Source organism: Pseudomonas sp. CIP-10 (assembly GCF_020911845.1).
Lineage (GTDB): Bacteria > Pseudomonadota > Gammaproteobacteria > Pseudomonadales > Pseudomonadaceae > Aquipseudomonas > Aquipseudomonas alloputida.
Map to the genome: position 1 here is coordinate 4251299 of NZ_CP087160.1, position 19304 is coordinate 4270602.

General features: G+C 64.4%; 16 protein-coding genes. 8 read left to right on the forward strand and 8 right to left on the reverse strand.

Going from position 1 to position 19304, the window contains the following annotated elements; genetic code table 11:
* Positions 1 to 37: 37 nt before the first annotated feature.
* Complete coding sequence (locus tag LMH93_RS19190) at positions 38 to 961, forward strand: LysR family transcriptional regulator (protein ID WP_003247259.1); 924 nt, start codon at positions 38 to 40, stop codon at positions 959 to 961.
* Positions 962 to 1062: 101 nt separating this feature from the next.
* Entirely contained in the window at positions 1063 to 3024 is a 1962-nt protein-coding gene (locus LMH93_RS19195) for an alkyl/aryl-sulfatase (RefSeq protein WP_230064464.1), read from the forward strand.
* A 28-nt stretch (positions 3025 to 3052) separates the two neighbouring features.
* Here the strand turns inward: LMH93_RS19195 and LMH93_RS19200 are convergent, their stop codons facing one another.
* The 4 genes from LMH93_RS19200 to LMH93_RS19215 are packed head-to-tail and all read right to left on the reverse strand — an operon-like array spanning position 3053 to position 6911.
* Positions 3053 to 3346 carry a DUF202 domain-containing protein gene (locus tag LMH93_RS19200; RefSeq protein WP_003247257.1) on the reverse strand — a complete coding sequence of 98 codons (294 nt, stop codon included), beginning with the start codon at positions 3344 to 3346 and terminating at the stop codon, positions 3053 to 3055.
* On the reverse strand, positions 3339 to 3725 hold the full coding sequence (locus tag LMH93_RS19205; RefSeq protein WP_003247256.1) for a YidH family protein: 387 nt from the start codon (positions 3723 to 3725) through the stop codon (positions 3339 to 3341). Before LMH93_RS19205 ends, LMH93_RS19200 begins: the two co-directional genes overlap by 8 nt.
* Positions 3725 to 5035, reverse strand: a complete 1311-nt coding sequence (locus LMH93_RS19210) for a DUF1329 domain-containing protein (RefSeq protein WP_003247255.1) — start codon at positions 5033 to 5035, stop codon at positions 3725 to 3727. The genes LMH93_RS19205 and LMH93_RS19210 overlap by 1 nt, the downstream gene beginning before the upstream one ends.
* A gap of 22 nt (positions 5036 to 5057) precedes the next feature.
* Entirely contained in the window at positions 5058 to 6911 is a 1854-nt protein-coding gene (locus LMH93_RS19215; RefSeq protein WP_003247254.1) for a DUF1302 domain-containing protein, read from the reverse strand.
* A gap of 214 nt (positions 6912 to 7125) precedes the next feature.
* On the opposite strand from LMH93_RS19215, the gene LMH93_RS19220 reads away from it, so the two are divergent.
* The gene (locus LMH93_RS19220; RefSeq protein ID WP_003247253.1) at positions 7126 to 8070 is read left to right on the forward strand and encodes a LysR family transcriptional regulator; all 945 of its coding nucleotides are present in this window, start codon (positions 7126 to 7128) and stop codon (positions 8068 to 8070) included.
* 12 nt (positions 8071 to 8082) lie between these two features.
* On the opposite strand, the gene LMH93_RS19225 is transcribed toward LMH93_RS19220, so the two are convergent.
* The 3 genes from LMH93_RS19225 to LMH93_RS19235 all read right to left on the reverse strand — a co-directional run bounded on the left by LMH93_RS19225 (position 8083) and on the right by LMH93_RS19235 (position 12169).
* On the reverse strand, positions 8083 to 9336 hold the full coding sequence (locus LMH93_RS19225; RefSeq protein WP_230065374.1) for an MFS transporter: 1254 nt from the start codon (positions 9334 to 9336) through the stop codon (positions 8083 to 8085).
* 104 nt (positions 9337 to 9440) lie between these two features.
* On the reverse strand, positions 9441 to 10607 hold the full coding sequence (locus LMH93_RS19230) for an acyl-CoA dehydrogenase family protein (protein ID WP_003247251.1): 1167 nt from the start codon (positions 10605 to 10607) through the stop codon (positions 9441 to 9443).
* A 14-nt stretch (positions 10608 to 10621) separates the two neighbouring features.
* A complete protein-coding gene (locus LMH93_RS19235; RefSeq protein ID WP_012053225.1) occupies positions 10622 to 12169 on the reverse strand; it encodes an AMP-binding protein in 1548 nt (515 codons plus the stop codon).
* Between the two features lie 244 nt (positions 12170 to 12413).
* Here LMH93_RS19235 and LMH93_RS19240 point away from each other — a divergent pair, with 244 nt between their 5' ends.
* From LMH93_RS19240 to LMH93_RS19255, 4 genes are all read left to right on the forward strand, one after another.
* A complete protein-coding gene (locus tag LMH93_RS19240; RefSeq protein ID WP_003247249.1) occupies positions 12414 to 13196 on the forward strand; it encodes an aldolase in 783 nt (260 codons plus the stop codon).
* Positions 13197 to 13240: 44 nt separating this feature from the next.
* Positions 13241 to 14128 (forward strand): dihydrodipicolinate synthase family protein, encoded by an 888-nt coding sequence (locus LMH93_RS19245; RefSeq protein ID WP_185280116.1) that lies wholly within the window; start codon positions 13241 to 13243, stop codon positions 14126 to 14128.
* Positions 14129 to 14277: 149 nt separating this feature from the next.
* Entirely contained in the window at positions 14278 to 15492 is a 1215-nt protein-coding gene (locus LMH93_RS19250; RefSeq protein WP_019752170.1) for a benzoate/H(+) symporter BenE family transporter, read from the forward strand.
* A 59-nt stretch (positions 15493 to 15551) separates the two neighbouring features.
* Complete coding sequence (locus LMH93_RS19255; RefSeq protein ID WP_185280115.1) at positions 15552 to 16769, forward strand: MFS transporter; 1218 nt, start codon at positions 15552 to 15554, stop codon at positions 16767 to 16769.
* 35 nt (positions 16770 to 16804) lie between these two features.
* Here the strand turns inward: LMH93_RS19255 and LMH93_RS19260 are convergent, their stop codons facing one another.
* Positions 16805 to 18115, reverse strand: a complete 1311-nt coding sequence (locus tag LMH93_RS19260; RefSeq protein WP_033725200.1) for a phospholipase effector Tle1 domain-containing protein — start codon at positions 18113 to 18115, stop codon at positions 16805 to 16807.
* Between the two features lie 227 nt (positions 18116 to 18342).
* On the opposite strand from LMH93_RS19260, the gene LMH93_RS19265 reads away from it, so the two are divergent.
* Positions 18343 to 19302 carry an AAA family ATPase gene (locus LMH93_RS19265; protein WP_003247242.1) on the forward strand — a complete coding sequence of 320 codons (960 nt, stop codon included), beginning with the start codon at positions 18343 to 18345 and terminating at the stop codon, positions 19300 to 19302.
* The last annotated feature ends 2 nt before the right edge of the window (positions 19303 to 19304 follow it).

Below are 19304 nucleotides of genomic sequence, written 5' to 3' on the forward strand. Positions count from 1 at the left end.
AAGCAGGCCGAAGGTATTTTTGAAATTTCCATTTCGTATGCCATATATTTTCAGCATGAATATTTCGAACTTCGACCTGAACCTGCTGCGCGTCTTCGACATGTTGCTGCGTGAACAGAACGTATCGCGGGCAGCCGAGCGTCTGGCCCTCACCCAGCCGACCGTGAGCAATGCCCTGGCGCGCCTGCGTGACCAGCTGGGCGACCCGCTGCTGGTCCGCGTGGGCCGGCGCATGCGCCCGACGCCACGGGCCTTGGCACTGGAGGGGCCAATACGTGCGGCGTTACAGCAGATCGAGCAGACGTTGGGCACCGGCGATGGCTTCGAGCCTCAGCGCAGCCATCGCCAGTTGCGCATCGCCCTCACCGATTTCGTCGAACAGCTGTGCATGCCGCCACTCCTGGCGCGGCTGGAGCTACTGGCACCCAACGTGCGCATCGACGTGGTGCACCTGGCCCCCAACCTGCCGGCCGAGGCGCTGGACCGGGGCGACCTCGACCTGGTACTGGGCCGTTTCGACGAGGTGCCGGCGCGCTTCACCCGCCACCCCTGGCGCCGTGAAACCCTGCAGATCGCGCTGCGCCAGCAGCACCCGCACCTGGTGCCGGGCCAGGCACTGGACCTCGACGCGTTCCTGGGCTTGCGGCACATCTGGGTGCACGGCGGCCAGACCCGGGGCATGGTCGACCAGTGGCTGGCCGAGCAAGGCCTGACCCGGCAAATCGCCTATACCACGCCCAACTACCTGCAGGCCGCCCATCTGGCCGCAGCCACCGACATGTGTGTGGTGCTGCCGCGGCAACTGGCGCAGCAGTTTGCGCACCTGCTGCCATTGGCGGTGCACGAACTGCCATTTGCCCTGGAGCCTTTCGAATTGGAAGTGGTGCACCTGAGCCACCGTCAGCACGACCCCGCCCTGGCCTGGCTGGTCGAACAGATCCTCACGCTCCCCCCCGCCTGAAGCCATCAGGAAACGCGATAGCGGCCATGCCGCTCTGGTATTGGCTGGTGCGCAAGCCCCTCCCCTAGAGTGTTCTGCCCCAATAACAACAAGGACATCCCATGCGCTTTTCACTGTCGATGCTGGCGCTTGCCCTGCTGGCCCCCCTTCCGAGCCTGGCCGCAACAGCGGCCAAGGATGCCACCGCGGCCACCCTGGCCAGCAACCAGCAGTGGCTGCAACGGTTGCCTTTCGAGGATCGCGTCGATTACGAAACAGCCCGGCGTGGGCTGGTCGAGCGGTTCAACGGGCCAGTCGCCACGGCCGATGGCAAGACGGTGTGGAACCTGGCCCAGTATGCTTTTCTGGAACCGGCGCAATCCCCTGCCACGGTAAACCCGAGCTTGTGGCGCATCGCTCAGTTGAACAACATCGCCGGGCTGTTCAAGGTCACCGAGGGCATCTACCAGCTTCGCGGTCTGGACCTGGCCAACATGACCATCGTCGAAGGGAAGGACGGGCTGATTGTGCTTGACCCGCTGCTTGCCGTGGAGACCGCCAAGGCGGGCCTCGAACTGTACTTCAAGCACCGTCCACGCAAGCCGGTGACCACGGTGATCTACACCCACCCGCACGTCGACCATTTTGGCGGCGTGCGCGGGGTGATCAACGAGGCGGACGTCAAGGCTGGCAAAGTCCAGGTCATCGCGCCCGAGGGGTTCTTCGAACATGCCATCGGCGAAAACGTGCTGGCTGGACCGGCCATGAAACGCCGCGCCCAGTACATGTACGGCGCCCCCCTGCCCCGTGGGCCGCGAGGCCAGGTGGATGCCGGACTGGGCAAGGGCGTGCCGGCCAATGCCACTGTCAGCCTCATCGCGCCGACGCTCGAAATCAGCCAACCGCTGCAACGCATGACCCTGAGCGGCGTGGAGGTGGAGTTCCAGCTGACCCCGGGCACCGAGGCGCCGGCGGAAATGAACATTTATTTCCCGGTGCTCAGGGCACTGTGCATGGCCGAGAACGCCACCCATGTGCAGCACAACGTACTGACGCTGCGCGGGGCACTGGTGCGCGATCCGAAAGTGTGGGCCCATTACCTGGACCAATCGCTGGCGCGCTATGGCGACCAGGCCGAGGTGGTGTTCGCCCAGCATCACTGGCCCACTTGGGGCGGTGCGGCCATCCGCGACTACCTGGCCGACCAGCGCGATATGTATGCCTTCATCGATAGCCAGACCTTGCGCCTGATCAATCAGGGCCAGACGCCCATGGAAATTGCCCAGACCCTGGCCAGTCTGCCGCCGCGTCTGGCAAGCAAATGGTACAGCCGCGACTACTACGGCTCGCTCAGCCATAACGTCAGGGCCGTCTATCAACGCTATATGGGGTTCTACGACGGCAACCCGGCCAACCTCGACCCATTGCCACCGCAAGCCGCCGGCAAGCGTTACCTGGCGGCGATGGGGGGTGCCGATCAGGTGCTGACCCAGGCCCGCCAGGCCTTCGCCGAGGGCGACTATCGCTGGGTGGCGCAATTGGTCAACCACCTGGTATTCGCCGAGCCAGACAACACCGAGGCCCGCGAACTGCAGGCCGACGCGCTGGAGCAACTGGGTTACCAGAGTGAGAACGCCACCTGGCGCAATGCCTACCTCAGTGGCGCGCAGGAATTGCGCTCAGGCGTTGCCGCCGGTGCGGGTAGCGGCGGCAACGCCGATGACATGGTGCGGGCCCTGACACCCAGCCTGTTTTTCGACTACCTGGGCGTGCGGGTGAATGCCTACAAGGCTGCCGATAGCGACCTGACCATCAACTGGCGGTTTTCCGACCTGGACGAAGACTACGCGCTCACCCTGCGCAACGGCGTCCTCACCCACCGCGACCTGGCGCGCCACGCCAAGGCCGATGTAGAGGTGACCATGCGCAAGCAGACGCTGGACAGCATTGCCTTGAAGCAGACAGGCTTTCTCAAGGAAGCCACAGCAGGGGCAATCGACATCAAAGGCGAGCGGGTAAAGTTCCTGCAATTCATGGGCGGGCTGGAAGAGGCTGATTCACGCTTCAATATCGTCACGCCCTGAGCGGCAGCGGGCGGCGCCGGCACTGCGCTCAGCCGCCCTTCGCCAACCGGCACAAGCCTGCCAATGCCATGAGCCACACCACGCTACCCAGTGCCAGCACTTCCCACGGCGCAGGCTGGCCGCGTTCGGCCTGCAACATCGCCAGGCCCCGTTCGTAACGCCGCCCCTGGCGGGTCAGCAGCGCCAGCGCGGCCACGCCCGCCAATGCCAGCACGTACACATCGCCCTGACGACAGGCCAACCCCGCCACCGCCATCAGCGCCAGCACAGTGCGCCGCCAGGCCAACTCGGTGCGTTCTGCCTGCAGGCCCGGATCACCCATGCCAGCGTGGCCACAGGACGAGACCTGCCAGCAGTACAGCGACCAGGCAGCCCAGCGCCAACAAGGGCACCAGTGCCGGCAACGGCAATGGACGTCGATGACGCAATGCCCGCTCTACCCGCAGCCAGCGCAGGCAGGCGCCCGCGCTCAGCAATGCGCTCAGCAGCATCAGGCCAGCGACCAGCCACAGCCGCAGGGGTGTCTCGAGGACGTGGCCGGCGAAGGTTTCAATGGCGATAGCGCCACCCAGCAGCGCCAGCGCGGTGCGAATCCAGGCCAGGAAAGTACGTTCGTTGGCCAGGGTGAAGCGCGGATCAGGCGCTTCACCCTGGCCCAACAGCCGCCGCGACCAGTCAGGCCGTGGTTCAGGCACGCCCATCAGCGCACACCAAAGCTGCGCAGGGCGCCGGGCGAGAAGTACGAAAGGCTGGTGCGCACATTGAAGGCAAAGGGCCGACGCTGCTCGTTGATCAAGCCCGATGCATGGTAGCGGCCACTCTTGAGGTCGTAGGTAACCTCCATGGCGTTGACTGCCACCTGGCCGCCGGGGTGAAAGAAACCATGGGCCTGTGAGGTGCGCCACAGCTCGCCACGCGCGTCGTAGCTGTCTGTTTCGAGAATGGCCCAGGTGTCTTCATCCAGGTAGAACCGGCGCTTGGCGTAGATATGCTGCGCCCCGGGCTTCAACGTCGCCTCCACGACCCATACCCGGTGCAGTTCGTAGCGGGTTGGTGCCGGGTCGATGTGACCTGGCTTGATCAGGTCCGCATAGCGCAGCTCAGGCGATGCCAAGCGGTAACTGTTGTAGGGCACGTGCAGCGTCTGCTTGCCCAGCAGCTTCCAGTCGTACCGGTCTGGCGCGCCATTGAACATGTCGCGGCTGTCGGCGGTCCGCAGGCCGGCGGTGCCCGGGCCGGTGGTGTCATAGGCGATATTCGGCGCCCGCCGTACCCGGCGCTGGCTGGCACTGTACACCCAGGACAAGCGCGGCTCGGCGACCTGGTCCAGTGTCTCATGCACCACCATCGCATCGCCGGCAAGCCGCGAGGGCGCCGTCATGCGGTAGGTGAAGTAATAAAGTACATTGCCCGCCCCCAGGCTGGCCAAGCCTTCAGGCCGGGCCACTTCCTGACGCGCGCTCATCAGCACGAAGCGGCCATTCTTCAGCGGCGTGACGCTGTCGGAGCTCAGGCTGTAGCTCTCGTTGCGATGCCGGGTCAGGTGGTTCCAGATCACCTCCAGGCCGTTGGTTGGCCGCGGAAAGGCGATGACGCCAGTGAAACCTCGCACACCGTTGCCCTGGTCATCCAGCTGCGCCTGCTCGGCGTTGCGGGCGGCCGATGCCGCGACCGCGTCGGGTACCGCAACACTGCGGTGGGTGGGATACACCGGCAAGCTGAGGCTGGCTGGGAAGCGTTTGAGCAAGGCCACCTGGCCGTCGGTAAGCTGACCTCGGTACTGCCGGTAGTTGGCGGCCGTGATCCGGTACAGAGCCTGCTCATCGGCAAACGGATCCAGCGGCGTGCCGTTGTCGCCCAGGCGTTGCTGGGCCGTACTCAACCCACCTTGCCAGGCAGGGATGCGCCCGTCGGGGCTGGCAGCACGCTCGGCTCCCACCGGGGTGAGGTTGTCGGGCAGGCCGGCTGCTGCCAGCGTGCCACTCGCCCAGAACAGGCCGATCATCACCATGCGCATTTTCATTGTCATGCCCTCAGAAAGTGACGCCCAGGCTCAGCGAGATGAAGTCCCGGTCGCCGCGGGTGCCATAGTCGCCGTCGATAAAGTCGGTGTACGACACACTCAGGCTGTAGGTGCTGGCGAGCGTCGCATCCAACCCGACACTGATGGCCCTGGAGCCTTCGCTGAACGCCGACCCCTCCACCGGGCCGGTGCCGTGCACGTCGTGTGCCCAGGACAAGTTCGGCCGCAGGTCGAAACCGGCAATCACGTTGGGGTAGGCCCAGGTGGCACGCAGCCGGTAGCCCCAGGAAAACGGGGTCATGAAGCCTTCGTCGTTGCAGTGCTCAGGGGTTTTGGAAATGGCCACGCACACGCTGTTGTCCGCCAGTTCGCCGCTGTTGAACGTGCCCGAGCGCCCGTAACGGGGGCCATAGGCGCCCTCCAGACCGCCCACGTAGGTGGCGCCAGCCTCGCCTATCAACAGCAACTGGTTGGCCCCCATCACCTGGCTGAAAGCGTGAACAGCGGTTATCTGCAACTGGGTCATCTCTTTACGGCGGTAGCCGTCGAACAGCGTACTGGCGCTGTCTGGCCGCAGGCCGTCACCCAGCAAGGGCGAGCGGCCATCGACGTTCAACAACGACTGGATGATATCGGTACCGTTGAGCTGCATGGGCATGTTCGGCCGGTAGCTCAGCTCCCCCTGCAGCGCCGTGCCGGTGCGCAGGGTAGTGGAGAACGAAAGGCCGTAGAGGCGAATGTCCTCGGGGTATTGCACCCGGTACTGCGAGGTGCCCAGGCGTAGCGCGCCGACCAGCGACTGGCCTGCGCTGGAACCCAGAAAAGCGGCACAGTCTGCAAGCCCGATAGCGAGGTTGGCGCACAACTGCGGGGCGAAACGGCGGTTGTCGAAATACGGGCTGCTGACCGTACCCAGGTAAGGCGTGCGGCTGTGGTAGTTCGCCGCGTAAGCACCAAACTCGGTGTCCAGCGCCGCCACGTACCAGCGCAGTGAAACGCCCCACTGCCCGCTGTTGCGGGCATCCTGGTCGCTGCCGCGAGGTATGCGCACGCCTTCGCGGGTGAGGTTCACACCGAACGGCGCAAGCCCGGTCACGGCTGTGGGGTTGCCGAGCAATTTGGCGCCCACGTCCAGGCCATCACACCCATCGGGCAAAAAGTCGTTGTTCGAAAAGAACGTGCCGCAGTTGTCGAGCTGGGTCTGTTCCCAGTCCAGCTGATAGAAACCGTCGACCGACAGCGCTTCGGTAAGGTTCTGGGTGAAGTAGAACAGGTTCACCGGCACCAGCGCGTCCTTCACTTCCGAGCCGGGGCGGCGCAAGGCCGCCAGGTTGAAGGGGTTGATGACGTTCAGTCCGCCCTGGATGAAGGTGCTCTCACCCCAGTTGACCACCTGCTTGCCCAGCCTGAGCGAACCCGGCTGGCCATCGATGTCGTACAGGTAATAACCGAAGGCATCGAGCAGCTGGCTACCTGCGGTCTTGGCCGAGCGCTTGCGGTTGTTGTCCTCGACCTGCTTGAAGCGCTGATCGTGATCACGCAGGGCCGTGTCGTACCAGTAGGTACCGCGAAGGAACACCCCCAGGTTGTCGTGCTTGAGCTCCAGGTCATGGGTGCCTTTGAACACCGCTGAAAACACATCGCCAGAGGCAAAGTTCAGGCGGCCGTCATCGCTGTTGGCGCTGTTGTGCAGGGCCGGGTCAGGGTTGGCAGTCGCAATGCTGGTACCAAAGGAAAGCGCCGAGTCGAATTGCCCCTCAAGTTCACCCCAGTGAAACTGAGCGGCACAGGCAGACGCAGAAAAAAGTACTGATGAGGCAAGTACCGACAACGGTCCCGAGCGACCGAAAATACGAGATGCCATCACTCTTAACCTCTTATTGTGTTTATTAGAGAGTGAATTGCGAGTTAATGCTTAAGTACGGCGCAAAGGCCTGCAGGCAAGGGCTTGGGTAATTATTCGAACGTTTCTGTTATCCTCGTTTTGCTGCTTACCGATACTAAGTAGGCCACCGGGGCTGAACAAATAGCGTCTCCCGATGGTTGCCATATCACTTCGGCATAGCCTGAGAACCACAATGACTTTGAAACAGCTGCGTTATTTGATCGCCATTGTCGAAGCCGGCAGTTTTTCCAATGCCGCACGCCAGGCGTTCATCGCCCAACCGGCCTTGAGCCGACAGATAGGCCTGCTGGAGAGCGAACTGGAAATGCAACTGCTGGCGCGCCAGCATGACGGTATCGAACTGACCGATGCCGGGCGGCAGTTGTACGAAGTGGCCCGATCGGTCGTGCAGCAACTCGACTCGGTGAAAGACGAGCTGAAATCCAGCCGCGGCAACCCCAAGGGGCACGTGGCCATCTCGATTCCCGCCACGGCCTCGGCACTGTTGTTGCCGGCCATCATTACCCAGGCCCAGGCACGCTTCCCGGGGATCAAGCTCACCGTTTGGGATGGCCTGAGCCGCGAAGGTGGCCAGGCGATCGAGCTGGGCAAGGTGGATTTCGGCGTGGTGCCCAACGCCGAAGAACTTGTCCATGTGGTCGCCGAGCCCGTGTTTTCCGAAGACCTGTACTGGGTCGGCCTGCCTGGGCACGGCCCTGACGAGTCGCCCATCACCTTGGCTGAAGCCGCAGCGAGCCGCCTGGTAATGCCACCCCGTAGCCTGCACTTGCGCAGGCGCATCGAGCAGGCTGCCATGGAAACCGGTGTGACACTGGACTCCAGCTACGAACAGCAGTCGGCCCCCGGTATCACCAGCCTGGTCCGTGCTGGCCTGGCGGCCACCATCAGCAACTGGCCGCCGCTGCTGGATCTGGCCGCACCTGCCAGCGCGCGGCTGATAGTGGAACCGCGCATCACCCGCACCATCGCCTTGGCCCACTCGCAGCACAAGCCGCTGTCGTTCGCCGCCGCCTGCATGCGCGATCTGGTGCGCGCACTGCTGGTGGATGCGGTGCGCAGCGAGCGCTGGAAAGGCACCTTGATCGAGCGCGAGGCCCTGGCGGAGCAGAGCCTCTGAGCGCTGTGCACATCACGCTTGGGCTGGCGCAGCCGTGCCCACCTGCATCAGACGTTGCCGGGTTTTCTGCGGGTCCATCCAGGCCAGCCCGATCAGCCCGGCAATCACCAGCACCGCGCCGCACACCAGAAATCCCTGGCCAAACCCTGCCGTGTGCCCGGCCCCGGCGCCCTGCACCAGCAAACCGGTGACCACCGGTGCCGACAGCCCGGCCAACGAGGCGATACCGTTGCCGATCGCCAGAATGCCGCCGCGCTGCCCGCTGGGCGTGAACTCCGCCAGCATGGCAGGCCCCACGGAGTACATCACCAGCGCCAGCCCGCCGCTGAAGGTGAGGCTGACGATCCGCTCGACGTTGCTCAGACCGGGCAGAAACAACGCCGCTGACAGCAGCCCGCTGGCGATCAGGCACACTGAAACGAACGCACCGCGCGACCAGCGTGTGGCAACCCCGGCACGCATCATTCGCTGTGACAGCCAGGCCATGAACAGGCTCAACGGCGTGGTAACCACCACGAACAGAACGAACACCTGGCCGGTCATGATCGGGTCGATCCCCAGCCCGGTTTCCAGGTAGCTCGGTACCCAGGTCAGGGTCAACGCCAGGGACCAGTTGGCGGCGAAGTGGCACAAGTAGTTGCCCAGTACCGTGCGGTCACCGAGCAGCCGACGATAGGGAACAGGGGCCTGCCCTTCTTCACGCTGGCCCGGGCGAATGCGGTCGAGGTTGCCCTCGCTGCCCAGCCACCACCACAGCACACACCACACCGCGCCGATCACCGCCAGCACGATGAAGTTCATGCGCCAGCCGTAGTGCACACTGATCCATGGGATCATGGCACCCACTACCAACAGCCCCAGCGCACTGCCGGTATGCAACAGCGCCACGGGAAGGTTGCGACGGTCGTTGGGGAACCACTTGTACAAGGCATGTGTAGCCACCGGTGAGGCCGGTCCCTCGCCAATACCCAGCAGCACCCGGCAGGCGACGATCGCCCACAGCGAGCTGACGAACAACATGGGCAACTGGATAAGCGCCCAGAACGCGCCCATCCCCAGCAGCAGGGTGCGGGTTGGCCGGCGATTGGCCATGAAGCCACCTATCACCGCCGAGATGGCGAAGAACCAGTGCAGTGCGCCCCCTACCAGGCCGAACTCGGCAGGGGACAAGCCCAGTTCCCTGGACATCGGCACCGCCACCAGGCCGATGACCACCTTGTCCAGGAAGTTCACCAGCATCAACAGCGCCAGCAGTACCGCAATCATCCAGGCCGTGCCTGCACGTGCGGGGGTGTCAGTATGAGTCATGATGATCTCTCGTTATTGTTCTTGTCTGGAGAACCCGGCCGCCACGGGCCGGGCATACCGCGTCATTGCTCAGGCATGAGCACGCCCTTGGCGATGGTGTTGCGCTGGATCTCGCTGGTTCCCGTGAGAATGCGCATCATACGTGTGGCACGGAATATCCACTCCACCGGGTTGCCACGCAGCAGCCCGGCACCGCCGTGTATCTGCACGGCGCGATCGGCGATACGGAAGGCCGTCTCCGAAACGAACAGCTTGCACATCGGGGCCTGGGTGCGGATATTGCCACCGGCGTCATTCACCGCTGCCGTGGCGTAGACCATGCTGCGTGCAGCATGCAGCTCGGTGGCCATGTCGGCGATCATGTGGTTGATCGACTGGAACATGGCGATAGGCTGGCCGAACTGCTTGCGCGTGCGGGCATAGTCGATCGAGAGGTTCAGTGCCAGGCCGGCCAGCCCCAGCAAGGTGGGGCAATGCAGCAGGCGGTTGAGGGTGATGCGCCCCATCGCCAACTTGAAGCCCTGCCCTTGCTCACCGATGCGGTTGGCCGCCGGCACCCGTACGTCCTCAAGGATGATGTCGCCATGCGCACCACCGCCGGACATGACCGAATAATCGCTTTCAACCCTTACCCCCGATGCGCTCAGGTCGACGAAGAACGCCGAAATCCCCTGGGCACCGCGCCCGGGATCCGTCACCGCAAGCAGCACGGCGATGTCGGCATAGGGCGCCCCTGAAATGTAGCGCTTGGCGCCATTGAGCACATAGTGTTCACCTTCCCGCCGTGCGGAGGTCTTGATCGCCGTCGCATCAGAGCCGGCTTCGCTTTCAGTCAGGGCGAAGCACACGGCCTTTTCGGCACGGCACACCGGCTGCAGGAACGCCTCGATCTGGGTCGGGCTCGCCACCTTGAACAGATGGCCGATACGGGGCGGTCCGGAAAGCTCACCGAGAATGTGCGGCGCCAGCATCGAGCCGGTGAGCACCGTGGCTTCCTTGACCGCACACAGGTCTGACACGCTCAACCCGGCGCCACCTATCGCCTCGGGCAGCATGATGTTGTAGAAGCCCTGCTCGCACGAGCGCTGCCATACCTGCTGCAGCACCGCCCGCGGGTGCGGCTCTGCCCAACTGAGACCGGCTTGCTGTTCCAGGGGCAGGATTTCGTTGCGAACGAAGCCACTGATGGCCTCGATGATCTGCTGGGCCTTTTCGCTTGGCTGATACATGGTCGTTCCTCGTGTCAGATACGGCGTTCGCTGTTTTGCCAGTAGGCGTCACGGATCAACCGGCGCACCACCTTGCCGTTGGGGTTTTTCGGCAGCTCGCTGACGAAGTCCACGGCACGTGGTTTCTTGAAACCGGCCAGGGCCTGGGCGCAATGTTCGATGACGTCCTGCTCCTGCAGCGCCATGCCCGGCTTGAGCACGATCACCGCCCGCACCGCTTCGCCCCACTGCTCGTCAGGCACCCCCACCACCGCCGCCTCGAACACCTGCGGCATGCTGTAAAGCACCTGCTCGACCTCACTGGGGTAAATGTTGAAGCCACCGGAAATGATCATTTCTTTCTTGCGGTCGACGATGAACACATACCCCTGCTCATCCACCGTGGCCAGGTCGCCAGTCAGGTAGTAGCCGTCGCGCATTACCTCGGCGGTGAGGTGGGGGGCGCGCCAGTAGCCCTGCATGATGTCCGGGCCCTTGACTACGATTTCGCCCACCTCTCCCGGCTGGACGTCCTGGAAATGGTCGTTCACCACGCGCAGGTCGGTTTCGAAGTAGCAACGCCCGCACGAGGCCAGGCGCCGGTAGTCGCCGCCCTCGCACAGATGGTCCTGTTCGGTCAGGACGGTTACCAGCGAGCAGGTCTCGCCAGCACCGTAACCCTGGGCCAGGATCGGCCCGAATACCTCGATGGCCCGTTTCACCAGCGCTGGTGCCATCGGCGCGGCACCGTACATGACCAGGCGCAAGCTGCTCAGGTCGTAGCGCTCGACATCGGGGAAGTTGACCAGGCGATTGATCATGGCAGGCACCAGGAACAAGCGGGTCACGCCTTCGCGCTGGATGGTCTCGAGCAACAGCTGGTCATCGTAGCGCTCCAGCAGCAGGTTGCAGGCACCGACCGCCAGCAGCGGCATCAACTGCATGCCGCTGGCATGGGTGATAGGGCCGACGTGAGCCATGACGTCGCCCGGGGCGGCGCGACGGGTCGGGCTGGCGAGGCTCTTGCGGATTAGCGCCTTGCGGTTGCCCACGCTGAGCATCGCAGCCTTGAGCACACCAGAGCTGCCAGAGGTGTAATGCAAAACGGCAAGGGCATCGTCAGGCAGGTCGCAGCTGATTGGCTGGCTACTGCCTTGTGCCAGCAGCGCGGCATAGGTGATGTCACCGCCCCGCTCACCCAAGGTCACGATCAAGCGTAATGAAGGTACCTCCTGCCTGCGGTCCAGCAACGCCTGGGCGAGTTGCGCATCGGCGATCAGCGCGACACTGCAGGCGTCGTTGAGCACCTGAATGACTTCATCCGGTGCCAGACGCGCATTGACCGGTACCTTGACCAGGCCGGCCTTGTAGAAAGCCACCTCTGCTTCCACCAGTTCGGCGCGGTTTGGCGCCAGGATGGCGACATGCTCGCCCGTGGCGATGCCCTGTGCCAGCAAGGCCGAGGCCAGCTGGTTGGCCCGCTGTTCGAGCTGAGCGAAGGTCAGCCGGGTGTGGCGGTCGATTACCGCCAGACGTTCAGGCCAGTATCTGGCACTTCGACTGGATAGGGTTCCAAGGTTCACGTTGTTGTTCTCGTCGACGGTTAAGACCCGCTCGATGCTAAACAGCGTGAAGCCGGGGCAAGTAATACCAGTTGCGTATGCACGCCATAACAGATTGCGCTGGCACTGATGTGTTGAGGCCCTGAGGTAAGGATGACACATCGCTTGCATATGACACCTTGTGTCATTATGATCAACGCCGTGTCCTGGCGTCGCCTCCGCGCCGATCAGCCATCCCTAGTCTCCACCCCTGCAGGTACCGCCCATGACGACCACCATGCACACCCCCAAGGACCAGCTTGTCAAACTCGCCCAGCAACAGATGCTGACGGCGCTGACCGACAACACCTACACCGTACGACAAAAGCTCGCCCTCACCTGCCGCATCCTGTTCGACGGCGGCCACGACTCTGGCCTGGCCGGGCAGATCACGGCGCGTGCGCAGGAACCTGGCACCTACTACACCCAACAACTGGGGCTTGGCTTCGACGAAATCGCCGCTTCCAACCTGCTGGTGGTGGACGAAGACCTGACGGTGCTGCAAGGCCATGGCATGGCCAACCCGGCCAACCGCTTCCACAGCTGGCTGTACCGCGCCCGCCCCGACGTCAACTGCATCATCCACACCCACCCGCTGCACAGCGCCGCCTTGTCGATGCTGGAAGTTCCGCTGGCCATCTCGCACATGGACCTGTGCCCCCTGTTCGACGACTGTGCATTCCTCAAGGAATGGCCCGGTGTGCCGGTGGGCAACGAAGAAGGCGAAATCATCGCGAACGCGATTGGCGACAAGCGCGCAATCCTGCTTTCCCATCATGGCCTGCTGATCGCTGGGCGTTCGATCGAGGAAGCCTGCGTGCTCGCCCTGCTGTTCGAGCGCGCAGCAAAGATGCAACTGCTGGCCATGGGCGCCGGTGACATCCGCCCCATCCCCGAAGCACTGGGCAAAGAGGCCCACGACTGGATTTCCACCCCCAAACGTCACGGTGCCGCCTTCAGCTACTACGCGCGCCGAGCCTTGCGTGCCCATGGCGACTGCCTGGGCTGATCGAAGCTGTACTCTTTCCTCAACAACGGCAAAGGTGCCTGGTCATGTCTACACCTGTAATTCGCGGCGTTATCGGCTACACCATCACTCCCTTCACGGCAGACGGCACACTCGACCTGGATGCCCTGGGCACGTCCATCGATAGCCTGATCGCAGACGGCGTGCACGCCATCGCGCCGCTGGGCAGCACCGGCGAAGGGGCTTACCTGTCCGACAGCGAATGGGAAACCGTGGTGCGCTTCAGCCAGGCACGCATTGCCGGGCGCGTACCCAGCGTGGTCAGCGTCTCCGACCTGACCACCGCCCGCACCGTGCAGCGTGCCCGCCTGGCACAGGCCTGCGGTGCTACGGCGGTGATGGTGCTGCCCATCTCTTACTGGAAGCTCACCGAAGCCGAAGTGGTCGCCCACTACAAGGCGGTCGGCGCCGCCATCGACATTCCGATCATGCTCTACAACAACCCGGGCACCAGCGGCACCGACCTGTCGGTGGAGCTGATCCTGCGTATCCTCGGCGAAGTGCCCACTGTGACCATGGTCAAGGAAAGCACCGGTGACATCCAGCGCATGCACCGCCTGTTCACGGCTACAGATGGTCAGGTGGCGTTCTACAACGGTTGCAACCCGCTGACCCTGGAAGCCTTGGTGGCCGGCGCCACGGGCTGGTGTACCGCCGCGCCCAACCTGATCCCGGCACTCAACCTGGCGCTGTGGGACGCCGTACAACAAGGCGATCTGGCCGAAGCCCGTGCGTTGTTCTACCGCCAGTACGAGCTGCTGGAGTACATCACCCGCCGTGGCCTGCCGACCACTATCAAGGCCGGCCTGAAAATGCTCGGCCAGGATGTCGGCGCCCCACGCCTGCCCCTGCAGCCGCTGGATGCGCAAGGCAGTAATCACCTGAAAAGCTTGCTGGTGGCGCTGGCCAACTGACGCCCAAACCTGCCCGGCAGCCTGTCGCTGTCGGGCAGTCTTTTTCTTCAGGAGCAGCCTTGGGCTGCGAAAGGGCCAATGACGCTGCAGTCGGATTACCCCTTCGCCGCACAAAACTGCTCCTCATCTGACCATTACCAGAGGCAACCATGGACGCGCCTGCTCAAAGCTCTACCACCCCGCTCAGGCTGACAGACATCCTTCACCCGGTGATTGCCGGAATCGTTTCGGTGATCGTCAACTACGGCGGCACGTTCATCCTGGTGTTCCAGGCGGCCAAAGTGGCCGGGCTGAGCCCGGAGCTGACGTCATCGTGGGTCTGGGCGGTGTCGATCGGCGTCGGCCTCAGCGGCCTGGCACTGTCCTGGTACAGCCGGGAGCCGGTCATCACAGCCTGGTCCACGCCAGCCGCCGCCTTCCTGGTCACCGCCCTGGCCAGCGTGCCCTACAGCGAGGCCATAGGTGCCTACCTGCTGTCGGCCGCCGGCTTCGTGGTGCTGGGGCTGAGCGGGTGCTTCGAGCGCCTGGTGCGCGTCGTGCCCGGCGGCATTGCCGCCGGCCTGCTGGCCGGCATCCTGCTGCAGTTTGGCATCGGTGCCTTTGCCAGCCTGTCGGTCGACCCCACCCTCGCCGGACTGCTGATTGCAGCCTATGTGGCCTTCAAACGCTTCACCGCCCGTTACGCCGTGGTCGCCATATTGCTGCTGGGCCTGGGCTACCTGTTGCTGCAGGGGCAAGTCGGCCTGACCACGTTGCGGCTGGAATTCGCCTCACCGGTTTTCACCGCGCCCACCTTCTCCCTCAACGCGGCCCTCAGCGTGGCCCTGCCATTGTTCCTGATCACCCTCACCGGCCAGTACATGCCCGGCATGCTGGTGCTGCGCAACGATGGTTTCAAGACCAGCGCCAACCCGATTGTCGCCGTCACCGGCATCGGCTCGTTGCTGATGGCGCCCTTCGGTTCACACGCGTTCAACATCGCTGCCATCACCGCGGCCATCTGCACCGGCAAGGAAGCCCATGAAAACCCGGACAAGCGCTGGGTGGCGGGCATCGCTGCCGGTGTCTGCTACATCCTCGTCGGGGTGTTCGGGGTCACGCTGGCGAGTGTCTTCATGGCCCTGCCGGGCACCTTTATCACCACCCTGGCGGGCCTTGCCCTGCTGGGCACCATCGGCGCCAGCCTGGCCAGCGCCCTGGCCGATGCCCGTTCACGCGAGTCAGCACTGATCACCTTCCTGGCGGCGGCGGCCAACATCAGCCTGCTGGGTATTGGCGGGGCCTTCTGGGGCCTGGTCATTGGTCTGCTGGCCCATGTTGTCCTGAACGGTCGCCTGCCCGGTTTGCGGGGCGCCTCCCGCTAAGCGGGCTTTCCACCACCTTGCCGTGCGCCAGGGGCGCACGCTGTTCAACAGGTATCGACATGCCCCACGCTGGCCCCAAGCTGCTGACCCAAATTGCTGCCGTGCACTTCGTCAGCCACGTGCACATCATGCTGATCCCGGCGCTACTGCCCGTGCTGCCCGGCCTGCTGGGCGTGGGCTTCGTAGAGCTGGGCGTAGCCCTGGCGGTGTTCAACATCGTCTCCGCGCTGGTACAGGCCCCGCTGGGTTACGCCGTCGACCACTATGGTGCACGTAAAGTGCTCAAGGCTGGGCTGTTGCTGGGCAGCCTCAGTTTCGTGCTACTGGCGGCCAGCCCCGGGTATGCGGTATTGCTGGTGGCGATGGCCATGGCGGGCCTGGCCAATGGTGTGTACCACCCGGCCGACTATGCGCTGCTGGCCAACGGCATCGAGCCCGCACGCCTGGGGCGGTCGTTCTCTATTCATACCTTTGCCGGTTTCCTCGGTTCGGCCGTTACCCCAGCCGTATTTCTCGGCATCGCCGCGGCGCTCGGCACGCGGGCAGCCCTGGCGGCGGGCGCGGTATTCGGGGTAGCCGCGCTACTGCTGATATCGATACCAGGCAGTGGCGTTTACCGGGTCGCCAGGCCTGCCAACAAACACGACACAGGCCCGGCCGCAGCAACAGGCCGCGTACGTTTGTTCACCCCCATGATCGGCGTGCTGACGGTGCTGTTCATCCTGCTCAACCTGAGCACCAGTGCCATCGAGAAGTTCTCCGTGGCCGCCCTGGTCCAGGGCCAAGGCCTGACACTGGCCTGGGCCAACGCCGCGCTCACCGCTTTCCTGCTGAGCAGCGCAGCCGGCGTGCTGTGTGGGGGCGCTTTGGCCGACCGTACCCGGCGCCATGGCCTGGTGGCGGCGCTGGCCTTCGCGCTGGCGGCTGCGCTGACTGCTCTGGTGGCACTGGGGCTGCTGCAGGGCTGGGCATTGGTGGTCGTACTGGGTGCCATCGGCTTGCTCACCGGGGTCATCGCCCCATCACGGGACATGCTGGTCAAGGCGGCGGCGCCACCCGGGGCCGAGGGCAAAACCTTCGGCCTGGTGTCGACCGGGTTCAACATCGGCGGGGCCATCGGGCCGGTGGCGTTCGGCTGGATGCTCGATCAGCGCCTGCCCAACGGGATTTTCATCGCATCGGTGGTGTTCATGTTACTGACGGTGCTGCTGACCCTGGCACAGGAGATGTATTCAGCCAGAAGGCGCGCGACTGAACAGCTGGCGCGCGCCCTGTAGGCCCGGTGCAGCATTGCCAGGCCACGATCAATCACTCATTGCGCCGGGTTGGCATGCATCACTCGCCCGCCTGCCCCCGGCCGATTGACGAACAGCACATCCAGCACACTGTTGCGCAAGCCCTTCACTGCATTCCAGTTCGCTGACGCATGCACGTATCTGTCGCGCAACAGCCGCTGTTCTTCCTCGCTCAACCCCACCTGGCCAGTTTCCCCCAAGGCAAAGGCATGCAGTTTTCGGCTGATGCCCGACAACTCATCCGGCAGCCGATGCTCAGCCTGCGCCCCCAACGGCGCAAACGGCACACCCGCGCGCACCGCCAACGCCCGCATCACGCTCAGGTACACCCGGGACAAGTGCCCCGCCACTTGCCGCTCCCGGTACACCGCCGCATAGACCTGCTTTTGCGCCTCGTCCCGATGCCCACCGGCAATCGGCTCCTCCCAGGTCATCACGCGCGGCCTGGGTTCGCCCATGTCGGCAAACGCCGAAGCCAGCAAGGCGCTCACCTTGGCATGGACGCGGCACTGCTCGACACGCATGCCTGCGGGCACACGCTGGGACTGCGGCTTGCACAGCAGCACCTGCTCCAGGAGGGTCTCCGGGTAACCCCCCCCAATATTCGAGTGCACGCCCGGCAGCAGGATATCGTGGCCACTGCGCACCAGCGGGAAGTTATGCCGCCGCTCGTCCTCGGCCACCAGCTGCACCACGTGCCGGGCAATACCCGCCCCCAGGCCCAGGCGCAGGCCGCCGTGGCGGCCGTCTGCCGGGTCGAAGTCGCCCTGTAACGGCGCGATGATCGCCGCCACGGTGTCGAACAGGCCGATAAAGTTGATCGAGGTTTCGCACGCCACCGACAACAGCCCGCCCGCGCCCTCGTGCAGCAGGTTGGCCAGATGCCGCACCGCCGCCGCACCGCGGCTGAAACCGAAAAGATCGAACTCGACCCCTTCCAGCGTTGCCTGCGGATGCGCCCGGCGCCACGCCTGCAGTTGCTCGGCCATCGCCTGCAACGCCTCGGCAACCCGCGCCTCGGCCCCCGTGCGCCCATGCCCGGTGGCCGAGGCGTAGACATGGTCGGCTTCACCCGCCAGCGTGCCCACGCCTTCCACATAGTGCTTCAAGAACGCCTGCGGCCCCTCGGCATTGGCCGCCTCAGCCGGATACAACGCATGCAACAGGGCCACATTGCTCAAGGCGTTGCCATAGCTGCCGCCCTTGTCGCCCTGCTCACCCATCGTCATGGCATTGTGCTGGTTATTACCGGTGCCATCGAAGAAAACACCAAACCGCAAGGTGATCGGCGTAAGGTTTGGCGTGCTGGCGCTGCTCATTTTCATCATCGTGCCTCCTGCTTGTCCGAAAAGCACAAGCAGGCGCCAGCACGCCGTCACGGAACATCAGGCAATGGCCAGCCATACGTGGGACATTTCTTTGCCCGCAGGCCCGGCTGCAACGATAAATTTACCCGCCGCCATTGGTGGTCGCCCCCCCGGATAGATTAAAGTATCCCCCCTTGCCAAGGCTGCTGCCTCACGCCGCCTCAGGCCCCTACCAGGAACCGTCGCCGATGGAACACCGTGAAGCGCTGATCGCGCTGCGCACTTTTCTTTCTACCCAGATCCTAGGCCAGGAGAAACTGGTCGAACGGCTGTTGATCGTGCTGCTGGCCGACGGCCACATGCTGGTCGAAGGGGCACCGGGCCTGGCCAAGACCAAAGCCATCAAAGAACTCGCAGAAGGCATCGAAGCGCAGTTCCATCGCATCCAGTTCACCCCCGACCTGCTCCCGGCCGACATCACCGGCACGGAGATTTACCGCCCGGAAACCGGCAGCTTCGTGTTCCAGCAGGGGCCTATCTTCCATAACCTGGTGCTGGCCGACGAAATCAACCGCGCACCGGCCAAGGTGCAGTCGGCGCTGCTCGAAGCCATGGCCGAGCGCCAGGTCAGCGTGGGCCGCAGCACCTATGACCTGTCGCCGCTGTTTCTGGTCATGGCCACGCAGAACCCGATCGAGCAGGAAGGCACCTACCCGCTGCCCGAAGCCCAGCTCGACCGCTTCCTGATGCATGTAAAAATCGGCTTCCCCGACGCCGCCGTAGAGCGGCGTATCCTGGCGCAGGCCCGGGGTGAAGCCCTAGGCGGCGAGACCAAGCCTGAGCGCCGGGTCAGCCAGCAGGCCATCTTCGCTGCGCGCAAGGAAATCCTTGGCCTGTACATGGCCGACGCAGTGGAGGAATACCTGGTGCAGCTGGTCATGGCCACCCGCACCCCGGCCAAATTCGACACCGAGCTGGCCGACTGGATCGCCTACGGCGCCAGCCCGCGTGGCTCCATCTCGCTGGACCGCTGCGCGCGTGCCCACGCCTGGCTGGCCGGGCGCGACTTCGTCAGCCCCGAAGACATCCAGGCCGTGCTGTTCGACGTCCTGCGCCACCGCATCATCCTCTCGTTCGAGGCCGAGGCGGCAGGGATCGACCAGGACCGCGTAGTCCAGCGCATCCTCGACGTCGTCGCCGTTGCCTGACC

Excerpts from the sequence above, each read along its gene's own strand:
- LMH93_RS19190 (WP_003247259.1), top strand. The coding sequence starts at position 38 with ATGCCATATATTTTCAGCATGAATATTTCGAACTTCGACCTGAACCTG.
- LMH93_RS19195 (WP_230064464.1), top strand. The coding sequence starts at position 1,063 with ATGCGCTTTTCACTGTCGATGCTGGCGCTTGCCCTGCTGGCCCCCCTT.
- LMH93_RS19200 (WP_003247257.1), bottom strand. The coding sequence starts at position 3,346 with ATGGGTGATCCGGGCCTGCAGGCAGAACGCACCGAGTTGGCCTGGCGG.
- LMH93_RS19205 (WP_003247256.1), bottom strand. The coding sequence starts at position 3,725 with ATGGGCGTGCCTGAACCACGGCCTGACTGGTCGCGGCGGCTGTTGGGC.
- LMH93_RS19210 (WP_003247255.1), bottom strand. The coding sequence starts at position 5,035 with ATGGTGATGATCGGCCTGTTCTGGGCGAGTGGCACGCTGGCAGCAGCC.
- LMH93_RS19215 (WP_003247254.1), bottom strand. The coding sequence starts at position 6,911 with ATGGCATCTCGTATTTTCGGTCGCTCGGGACCGTTGTCGGTACTTGCC.
- LMH93_RS19220 (WP_003247253.1), top strand. The coding sequence starts at position 7,126 with ATGACTTTGAAACAGCTGCGTTATTTGATCGCCATTGTCGAAGCCGGC.
- LMH93_RS19225 (WP_230065374.1), bottom strand. The coding sequence starts at position 9,336 with ATGATTGCGGTACTGCTGGCGCTGTTGATGCTGGTGAACTTCCTGGAC.
- LMH93_RS19230 (WP_003247251.1), bottom strand. The coding sequence starts at position 10,607 with ATGTATCAGCCAAGCGAAAAGGCCCAGCAGATCATCGAGGCCATCAGT.
- LMH93_RS19240 (WP_003247249.1), top strand. The coding sequence starts at position 12,414 with ATGACGACCACCATGCACACCCCCAAGGACCAGCTTGTCAAACTCGCC.
- LMH93_RS19245 (WP_185280116.1), top strand. The coding sequence starts at position 13,241 with ATGTCTACACCTGTAATTCGCGGCGTTATCGGCTACACCATCACTCCC.
- LMH93_RS19250 (WP_019752170.1), top strand. The coding sequence starts at position 14,278 with ATGGACGCGCCTGCTCAAAGCTCTACCACCCCGCTCAGGCTGACAGAC.
- LMH93_RS19255 (WP_185280115.1), top strand. The coding sequence starts at position 15,552 with ATGCCCCACGCTGGCCCCAAGCTGCTGACCCAAATTGCTGCCGTGCAC.
- LMH93_RS19260 (WP_033725200.1), bottom strand. The coding sequence starts at position 18,115 with ATGATGAAAATGAGCAGCGCCAGCACGCCAAACCTTACGCCGATCACC.
- LMH93_RS19265 (WP_003247242.1), top strand. The coding sequence starts at position 18,343 with ATGGAACACCGTGAAGCGCTGATCGCGCTGCGCACTTTTCTTTCTACC.